Genomic DNA, 8,775 nt, shown 5'->3' with positions numbered 1-8,775 from the left:
GGGAAAGCGTCCATTGATAAGCTCAGAAAGTATTACCATCATGGAGCCAATGGAAACTGGACGTTTCAAGCGCAAGAAGGGTTGAGACTATTCAAACATGATGAAACGCCTATCAAGCGACACATCAAAGTCAAAGATGATAAGTCTCCATTTGATGGAGATTGGGCTTACTGGAGTAAGAGAGGAATCAACAAGGTTGGAATTCCAGCCAAGTTAGCCAAACTGTTGAAGAAGCAAAAGGGCAAGTGTAATGAATGTGGCCTGTTCTTCACGGACAGTGACCTATTGCGATACAACTTGGGCTTACGCCTGGAACTATACAATGCGATCGCCAACCCAATGAATCCTTGTCATGCTCCCGCAAGAAAAGCCAAGGCGCGATTTCAATCAAGCGCTGTTTATAGGGGTTCTCATAGTGGTGCGGTAAAGAATTTCTCACCGATTCGGTGCATTGGCGGTTGGGACAGAAGAGAGTTGCCTACCACATTAATTTGAAATCCGCTATATACGCTTCCCAGATGATATGCCGGGGGGACAATTGCCAATCCAAAAAAATTAGCCCGCGTAGGCGGGCTTTGTGCGGACTAACGCCCCACCCTGACCCAGGGGCTTTTTAAGCCTATTCGATTACCACCCGATTGGAGGCGGGAGATTGGCTCTGGGGTTGGGTTTGGGAGGCGACGGCTTCGGCTTTGGCTTCGGCGACCATATCTTGCCAAACTTCGCCGGCTTCAGCGGCGGCGACTTTGCCTTTTTCATAGAGACAAATGCCGTTTTTAATCGTCGCTTTGGCGATCGGTTTGGCGGCTTTGGCGATCGCGGGAACCACTATCGGGGCGATCGCTAATGCGCCTACAGCTAAGGCGAGGTTGCGGTTTCGCTGTCCTCCTTCCATCAACTCCCCGAGATGTTCGCGCATGTGGTTGGCGGTCAAATTGCTAGCCATAATAGTATCCTCTTTAACGATAACACTGCATAAAAGTTTAGCGGGTTAAGCGGCGGGTGTGGGCGGGTCCACGTGCATCAGGGGACGCAATCCATTTAAGCCGGCGGCGATCGCGGAACCGTTGTGAATTGCGGTGGCGGCGAGGGGATGCAAGCCCACGGTGGAGGCAAATGCCAAGGCGGCGATATTCGGCGCAACGGACAAGCCGATATTTTGCTGGATGACGTGCTGGGTTTCCTTGGCGATCGCGATCGCTTCGAGCAAACTATACAAGTCGTTATTCATCAGCACCACATCGGCGGTTTCGCGCGCCACGTCGGATCCATTCCCAAAGGAAATCGAAACATCGGCATATGCCAGGGCGACGGAATCATTCAATCCATCCCCGGCAAATGCCACGGTTTTGCCGGATTCGTGCAACTGGCGCACGATGGTTGCTTTCTCTTCTGGGAAGGCTTCGGCGTGGATGTTCCCCTCGGGCAGGGCCAACTCTTGCCCCACGGCGATCGCCCGTTTGCGATCGTCCCCGGTGAGCAAGTGCAGCTCTAACCCATACTCGCCCTGCAGTTGCCGAATCACCGGGCCACTGTCCGATCGCAGGGGGTCGGCATATTGAATCACCCCTTGAAACTCGCGATCGCAAGCCACATAAATCAAGGAACAATCTGCCGTAATCAAACAACTCCCTTTCTCGCACCCTTCCGGTCCGAGGCAGGGCATTTGTTCGTACAGGCAATCCAAATCGATTCCTTCTTGCAGCAAGAAGCGATCGCTACCCACCAGCACATTATGCCCGTCAATTTCGGCTCGAATGCCCAAGCCGACTTCGTAATGCCACTCGCCGCGCGGAGGAATCTGCAGGTTGCGATCGCGGGCGCAGTCCATGACGGCTTCGGCCACGGGATGGGTAATCCGTTGTTCGGCTGCTGCGGTCAGTTCCAGCAGTCGGTCTTCGCTCAGGCGACCGGCCACTGGCTCGATTTTCACAACTGATATATCGCCGCAAGTGAGCGTCCCGGTTTTGTCGAACACAATGGTGTCCACTTCTGCCAATTGTTCCAATGCCCGCCCGCTGCGGATGAGTATCCCATGTCGGGTGGCATGGGTCAAGGCAGCCATCAAGGTGGTGGGCAGGGAAACGCGCAATCCGGTCACGAAGTCTAAGGTAAGAATCGCGGCTGCCCGTCCCGGATCCCGGGTAAAGGCCCACACCACGGCGGCCCAAAGGGAGGCGGGGAGGATGGCGCGATCGGCGATGTTGGCGGCATAGTTTTCCATGCGCGTATCGTGTACCGGGGCTTGTCGCACCAGTTCTAAGCTGGCGGCGGCGCGGGTTGCGGCTCCCACTCGTTCGGCTTTCACGTAAATCTCGCCGGATCTAACCAGGGTGGAGGCATACACGGTGGTGCCGATATCGGCGACGATCGGCATGGATTCCCCGGTGAGTTTCTGGGTGTCGATGGTGGCTTGTCCGCGCAGCACTTGCCCGTCTACGGGAATTTGTTCTCCGGGATAGACGATCGCGGTTTCGCCCACTTGCACCTCGGTGGCGGGGATTTGCCGTTTCTCGCCCTCGCGTTCTACCCAGGCATAATGTCCCAGGGTATCGAGCAAATCGGCGGTTTTGGCGGCGGAAGCGCGGGCGGTGCGATCGCGGATGGTATCCCCGAGTTCGTGCAGGGTCATCACCAATGCCGGCGTCACTAAGTTCCCGCGCAGGGAGGACAGGGCGATCGCCATCATATCCAAACAATCGATATTAATCCGTCGCTCTCCCAGCAAACTGGCGATCGCCCGTTTGGCCACCGGCCAAGCTGCTGTTGCCACACTTGCCGCTACAATCGTCCGGGGTATCGGTAGCCGCAACGGTCCGCTCAGTACCGCCAGCACTGTGGCGATCGCTGGCGCTTTCAAGTCGGACCAGTCGGCTGTTTCTGACTCGGCTTTCTCCACCGGTGCGGCGGCGGGAGGGTTTCCCTGCACTTTCTCCGCCGTGACTGCGGTTTGAATCCACCCCACACAGCGCGATCGCACTTCCTCGTCGCTCAGGCTGTGGGTTTTATAGCAAATTACCACGCTGGCGGCGGTGACGTTCACCCGCACTTGGGTCACTTCGGCGGCGGCGGATATCCCCTGCACCAAGCGATCGCCATAGGCGGTATCCCCCGCTAACCGAGGCACCCGAAATCTCACTCGTCCGGGAATCGCATGCACCACGCAACAGGCAATCCACGCATCAGTCACCTGGTAAGGAGCGATCGGCTCGATTTCCCGATTTTCGCTCTTGGTTTTCATTACCCTTCTCCTGTGGTCGCTTCTGCGGTGTTGCTTCCCATGATGCGGGTCATCACCGAGTTGAAAAATGCTCGGGCAAAACAAGGATTAAAATAACTCCAAGCTTCCTCTGCTTGTCCCTCTAGCAGCATTACCTCCTTTGCCGTTTTCCCCTCGCTTTCGTTTACTAAAGCCATGCTCACCCCGGGAGGTTCGCGGTTTTGTGCGGGATTTTCTCTCGCCAAATTCCCGTTATTCTGTGCCGGGGGGTGATACTTTTTTTCGCCTTCACCCTCCCCCGGCATCGTTTCCCGGGCCGTGGTTTGGCTCTCGGTTTCGGAAGGTGAAGTTTCCCCGATCGCGGCCTTGATTAAGTCTACAAATTCTAGGATAATTTCGCTATCGGATACGCCATCGGATTCGTAAACCACGATCGCCGAGGCGGCGAGTCGGTTGATCCGGGCACTGGTGATGCGGCGATCGGCGGCGAACACGGTTTGCAGGCGTTCGGCACATTCAAACTCGTCACTCAGGGCCGGGATGCGAAACCGCACTCGTCCCGGAATGGCGTGGACGATCGCCACCGGGCGTTCTGCTTCTGCTTCTTCGGCGGGGGCTTCCGGAAGTGCGGCGATCGCTTCGTTTGGTCCGGTGGATATCGCTGCTTCTGAGCTTTTCTCTAATTGTTCCAGGGCTTGACGGGTCACGCTCGCCCCCACTAAATTGGCCAGCAGCGCCCATCCCCCGCGCAGGCGCAGGGTTTGCGTCAGCACCATCCCCACAATCATCGGCGCGATCGCTTCTACTTCGTGGTGTTGCTGCAGGAATTGTCCCACTTGCAGGGCCGGCGTCTGCGGTACGTTAATCCCCGACACCCCCCACTGCTGCAGAATGTTCAACATCTCCGCCAAGGGCAGCGCGCTGGGATCGAAGACGATAATCAAATAACCTGTGGTGGCATCGGTATAAACCGCCAACACCCCCCGTCGCGATCGCAACTGTTGCCCGAGGGTATTCAGCCATACCTCCGCATTGGCATCGGACGCGCGAAGCTGCACGCATCCAGAGATAGCTTGCACCAGTTGAATGCTCCCGATAGTTGGGGTTGCGGTTGTACTCGTCATTCGTCTTCCTCTCCTCCCGTAGAGTTGTTTTTCCTGAATGCGCGTCGGGACCGGCGTGCCGCCAGAAAATTTCCCACGGATTCATATCCTTTTTTCAGAGTACAACCATATTAGGGTGATGCGATCGCTTTCGCCGATTTATTTAACAAAACTTTAAGATTTGGTTATCAAAAAAACCTATGCTAGAATAGCAGAAATATTTCTCCTTCCCCTTCCCCGAGTCTGAACTTGACCGGGGGCTTGAACCGGAAGGCGAACTGATAGTTCCCCTCGAAAAACTTAGATTGAGAAAGCCTACCAATAATATGACCCCCTGACTCGGTTGCTATCCAAAAATGCCTCAACTCGAAACGGTTAGCTCGGGCGATTTTTTTTCACCGCAGGCGATAGCAATTTGCCATTCGATTGAGAAACTTTTGCAATCTCCCCCCAAAGAAGACCCATCATTGGCGATGTTAGCATCAACCAAGCAAGCCCTCCGCCGGAATTTTTTGTCAGGATAGAGGTGCGGATGTTATTGCCCGTTTTTCGATGCAGTTGCAAAAGATTTCCGCTTCGCCCCCACCCATTCATAGACGATTAGACTTTCCGCCGTGCAGGCGCTACAACCGCAGCATTTTTGGGGTTGTTCGATTTTTCGCAGGCGATGTTTGCGAACCAGTTTGGCCAACATGGGGCGCAACGCATCGGCATCAATGCGAAAGTGTACCGAAAGTTCGGCCAGAGAGGCTTTCCCTTGTTGGGATAGATAAGTTTGAATGTCACTTAAAATCACGACGGATCCTTTTTTTTACATGTCTATTATCAGTTTAAATCATTTATTGAAGTCCCTGCCATCAAAATTGGACAAGTCCCAAAGGACGAATCCCTAGAGAATTAATTATCCCCACCTCCAAGAGAAAGGGGTGGGGGATAAACTCAAGAACTGCTTATTGCTTGTTGACGTTTCGCCTGTGGAACGGGTCGCGCCATTTTCAAGCCGATAAAAGTCGCGCCTAAAACGAGGAGAAGTCCGCCGATCCACAGGAGGGAAGAAACGGGATGTGCCGGTAGGGTTGCGACTTGATAGTACATCACGGCTACCCAATAGGCCAAACCGGTGGTCCAAGCCACCACAAATACCGTCCATCGAGCGGTAGTTTCGCGATAAACTGCCGCGATCGCCGAGACACAGGGAGCGTATAGCAGCACGAACAGCAGATAAGCAAAGGCACTCGCCTGAGACCCAAAGCGGCGGTTCATTTCGCCAAAGGTACCTAGAGAGACATTTTGTTCCGCTGCGGCAATATCGATTTCTTGCACTTCCCCCACATTCAGACCCAGGGGGTCGAGCAAGGCACCGGGCACTTCGGCTAAGTTAGCCGGAATCGTGGCAAATGCAGCGCCTACATTGCCCCAGAAGTCGAATGCCTCGCCCGATCCATCCTCTGTGGCTGCATCCATGCGCTCGCGAGCCATTTCGCTGTATAGGGAATCCAATGTTCCTACCAGAGCTTCTTTGGCGAAGACACCCGTAAAAATGCCCACGGTGGCGGGCCAGTTGTCTTGTTCGATGCCCATCGGGGCCAGCACCGGGGTCACGCTGCGACTGGTGGCGCTGAGGATGGAGCGATCGCTATCTTGGTGCCCAAAAGAGCCATCGACGCTCACGGAATTTAATAACCCCAGCACCACCACCATCAGGACGATGACTTTCCCGGCTTTCATTATAAACGCTTTCAGCCGATCCCACGTGCGGAACAGCACCGCCTTAACCGTAGGTAAGTGATAGGGAGGCAGTTCCATCACGAAGGTGGAAGCTTCCCCGCGCAATAGAGTATTTTTCAAGATTAACCCGGTGCAAATCGCGGCGGTAATCCCGATCAGGTACAGTCCAAAGACGATATTTTGTCCCGCGATCGGGAAAAAGGCGGCGGCAAATAAGGCATACACGGGCAACCGCGCCCCGCAGGACATAAACGGGTTCATCACGATGGTAATCAAGCGATCGCGTTTGTTCTCCAAGGTGCGGGTAGACATGATCCCCGGCACGTTACAGCCAAACCCGACTAACATCGGCACGAAGGATTTCCCGGGCAACCCGATAAAGCGCATAAACCGATCCATCACAAAGGCGGCGCGCGCCATATAGCCGGAGTCTTCCAAAAAGGAGAGAAACAGGAACAAAAATCCAATCACCGGAATAAATGTGGCTACGGTTTGAATCCCGCCTCCAGCTCCTTCGGCGAGTAGAACCACCAACCACTCGGGGGTGCCGAGATTCCCCAGCAGGTGGCTCAACCCATCCACGAAAATCGTCCCGGCTAAGATATCGAAAAAGTCGATAAAGGCGCTGCTGATATTGATGGTAAACAAGAACATCAAATACATGACGCCTAAAAAGATGGGGATTCCCAACCAGCGGTTGAGTACCACGCGATCGATGTTTTCCGTGAGGGTGCTACTGGCTTCGCCGCTGCGATCCGTGGCACTTTTGGCGATTTGGTGGATGAAGCTATAGCGACTGTCGGCAATAATGATATCCAGGTCTTCGCCCAGGGTTTGGTGGATTTTGCGGCGGTTGGTCACCACCAGGCGATCGAAGTCGCGATCGCTGAGTTCTACATTGCTGCGATCGTCGTATTCCAGCAGTTTGAGCGCGGTCCAGCGCGGGGACACTTGCACGGCGCGCTGTTGGTCGCAAATCGCGGTCTCTAAGTCCAGTAGCGCTTCTTCCAGAACCGGCGGATAGGGAACGTAAGCGTGAGGCATGGTGGGGGTTTGCAGTTGTTCCCCGATCGCCGATCGCAGGCTCTCTATTCCCTCTCCCTTGGCGGCGACAATCGGAATCACCGGACAGCCGAGTTTTTCGGCGAGGAGGTCGGGATAAATTTTCACCCCGCGATCGCGCGCTACATCCATCATGTTCAGCGCTACCACGATCGGCAAGCGCATCTCTACCAGTTGGGTGGTCAGATACAGGTTGCGCTCTAAGTTCGATGCATCTACAATATTGACAATGACATCCGCTTCGCCGCAACTCAGGTAATCCCGCGCTACTCTTTCGTCCAGTCCGCTTTCGTCTTCTTCGGCGTCGAGGCAATACACCCCGGGCAAATCCACTACGGCTATCTCGCGATCGTTCTCGCGATATTTACCGTATTTGCGCTCCACCGTGACCCCGGGCCAGTTGCCCACTTGTTGGTTCGATCCGGTTAAGGCATTGAACAAGCAGGTTTTGCCGCAGTTGGGGTTGCCAAGTAACCCAATTGTCGGTTGTGTCATTAGTTAACCTCCTCGATGTGCAGGGCGTCTGCTTCGTCTTTGCGAAGGGTGAGGCTAAAGCCCCGCAGTTTGATTTCCGTGGGGTCGCCGAGGGGGGCGTGGCGGGTCACGGTGAATTCGGTTCCCGGCGTCAGTCCCATTGACAGCAGGCGACGTTTGTAGCTGCGCGTGGTGCATTGGTATCCAACCACGCGCCCTTTGCAACCAATGCAGATTTCCCGCAACCGCGTTTTGCCCGGGGTGGGGATATTTTGTTGGCCGATCGCCTCTTCCGTGCAGAGGATGTGATGCGCCATACTCGCCCCTAACGCTACGTGTTTCCCGGCGATCGCTACCATCACCGATCCGGATTCCCGCCGACTCACCACTTGCAGTTCCTTGCCCGGAACTAACCCCAGCTTAATGAGATGATTTATCATGTTTTCGCCGCCGCTTAGCTCCTGCACCCGCAGGCGATCGCCCGCCTGTGCCATCCCCAGCGGTATGCCGCGAGCGCTGCTCAGCGTCCTGCATTCCGTCATATTAGGCGTTTCCGCAAAAAAGCTCAACCAGCCTTCTCCACGGTTTCTTTGTCGGTGATGCCGATTGTTTCTCCTGGCCATTCCTTTCATTCCATTTCTCCTTAGTTGATAATTATTGTCAATAAAAACCGAAAAGTTGACGATCGCGACTCTGGGGGAAAATAGCCCCAGAGTCGAGCCACAAATCCACTTCATCCTATTTTACTATGAATGCACTGCGTTTTTTACGCTTTCTCCTATTTTTCCAAAATAGTGATGGGTTGACCCGCGCGCGTCTCTACCTGCTGTCACTTTCCTCGCGTGCGGTCTTTACCACCTCAGTTGACATTGTAGGGCAAAAGTCCGGTATTGTCGGTCCGGAGTTGCTGACATTCTCTCAAAAACTTATGGAGCGTCACATCGGAGCTTGCCCGACGGATTGCCTGCTGGTTCTATTGCCACCCTAACACTCTAGGTGAAAACTGCCGATTTCGCGGGCGACTTTTCTGGGGAGTTCTTTGCTATACCCCGGTACGCCACTTCTGTGTGCTTTCGCGTAATTGAACCCCGGGGTCAGAAACGGTTGATGATTCATGATAACCTCCGATACGTTTGGAAACCCCCGTGCTTTAGCCGGGGGAGGAAAAACGAACGTGCGGCTTTAGCC

The 8,775-nt window shown here is 54.7% G+C and carries 8 protein-coding genes and 1 pseudogene; 2 read left to right on the top strand and 7 right to left on the bottom strand.

The window, feature by feature from the left end; genetic code table 11:
- A pseudogene (locus LKK83_RS17095) lies at positions 1 to 495 on the top strand (hypothetical protein); the annotation flags it as partial.
- Positions 496 to 619: 124 nt separating this feature from the next.
- On the opposite strand, the gene LKK83_RS17090 reads toward LKK83_RS17095, so the two are convergent.
- The 6 genes from LKK83_RS17090 to LKK83_RS17065 all read right to left on the bottom strand — a co-directional run bounded on the left by LKK83_RS17090 (position 620) and on the right by LKK83_RS17065 (position 8,219).
- Complete coding sequence (locus LKK83_RS17090; protein WP_324632454.1) at positions 620 to 946, bottom strand: DUF5132 domain-containing protein; 327 nt, start codon at positions 944 to 946, stop codon at positions 620 to 622.
- Positions 947 to 991: 45 nt separating this feature from the next.
- A complete protein-coding gene (locus LKK83_RS17085; protein ID WP_324632453.1) occupies positions 992 to 3,241 on the bottom strand; it encodes a heavy metal translocating P-type ATPase in 2,250 nt (749 codons plus the stop codon).
- A complete protein-coding gene (locus LKK83_RS17080) occupies positions 3,241 to 4,344 on the bottom strand; it encodes an HMA2 domain-containing protein (RefSeq protein WP_324632452.1) in 1,104 nt (367 codons plus the stop codon). Before LKK83_RS17080 ends, LKK83_RS17085 begins: the two co-directional genes overlap by 1 nt.
- A 514-nt stretch (positions 4,345 to 4,858) precedes the next feature.
- On the bottom strand, positions 4,859 to 5,119 hold the full coding sequence (locus LKK83_RS17075; protein ID WP_324632451.1) for a FeoC-like transcriptional regulator: 261 nt from the start codon (positions 5,117 to 5,119) through the stop codon (positions 4,859 to 4,861).
- A 143-nt stretch (positions 5,120 to 5,262) separates the two neighbouring features.
- Positions 5,263 to 7,608 carry a Fe(2+) transporter permease subunit FeoB gene (gene feoB / locus LKK83_RS17070; RefSeq protein ID WP_324632450.1) on the bottom strand — a complete coding sequence of 782 codons (2,346 nt, stop codon included), beginning with the start codon at positions 7,606 to 7,608 and terminating at the stop codon, positions 5,263 to 5,265.
- Complete coding sequence (locus tag LKK83_RS17065) at positions 7,608 to 8,219, bottom strand: FeoA family protein (protein ID WP_324632449.1); 612 nt, start codon at positions 8,217 to 8,219, stop codon at positions 7,608 to 7,610. Before LKK83_RS17065 ends, feoB begins: the two co-directional genes overlap by 1 nt.
- A 116-nt stretch (positions 8,220 to 8,335) precedes the next feature.
- Between LKK83_RS17065 and LKK83_RS17060 the strand changes: the two genes are divergently transcribed.
- Positions 8,336 to 8,575, top strand: a complete 240-nt coding sequence (locus LKK83_RS17060) for a hypothetical protein (RefSeq protein WP_324632447.1) — start codon at positions 8,336 to 8,338, stop codon at positions 8,573 to 8,575.
- Here the strand turns inward: LKK83_RS17060 and LKK83_RS17055 are convergent.
- A complete protein-coding gene (locus tag LKK83_RS17055; RefSeq protein ID WP_324632446.1) occupies positions 8,572 to 8,703 on the bottom strand; it encodes a hypothetical protein in 132 nt (43 codons plus the stop codon). The two genes, LKK83_RS17060 and LKK83_RS17055, sit on opposite strands and share 4 nt — an antisense overlap.
- Positions 8,704 to 8,775: the final 72 nt, after the last annotated feature.

The organism is Phormidium sp. CCY1219, assembly GCF_035615515.1.
Taxonomy (GTDB): domain Bacteria; phylum Cyanobacteriota; class Cyanobacteriia; order Cyanobacteriales; family Laspinemataceae; genus CCY1219.
This window is presented reverse-complemented; position numbering and strand designations above follow the sequence as displayed.

What these genes read in the sequence shown, in the direction of transcription:
- LKK83_RS17065 (WP_324632449.1), bottom strand. Translation starts at nt 8,219, where the DNA reads ATGAAAGGAATGGCCAGGAGAAACAATCGGCATCACCGACAAAGAAAC.
- LKK83_RS17055 (WP_324632446.1), bottom strand. Translation starts at nt 8,703, where the DNA reads ATGAATCATCAACCGTTTCTGACCCCGGGGTTCAATTACGCGAAAGCA.
- LKK83_RS17090 (WP_324632454.1), bottom strand. Translation starts at nt 946, where the DNA reads ATGGCTAGCAATTTGACCGCCAACCACATGCGCGAACATCTCGGGGAG.
- feoB (WP_324632450.1), bottom strand. Translation starts at nt 7,608, where the DNA reads ATGACACAACCGACAATTGGGTTACTTGGCAACCCCAACTGCGGCAAA.
- LKK83_RS17080 (WP_324632452.1), bottom strand. Translation starts at nt 4,344, where the DNA reads ATGACGAGTACAACCGCAACCCCAACTATCGGGAGCATTCAACTGGTG.
- LKK83_RS17085 (WP_324632453.1), bottom strand. Translation starts at nt 3,241, where the DNA reads ATGAAAACCAAGAGCGAAAATCGGGAAATCGAGCCGATCGCTCCTTAC.
- LKK83_RS17060 (WP_324632447.1), top strand. Translation starts at nt 8,336, where the DNA reads ATGAATGCACTGCGTTTTTTACGCTTTCTCCTATTTTTCCAAAATAGT.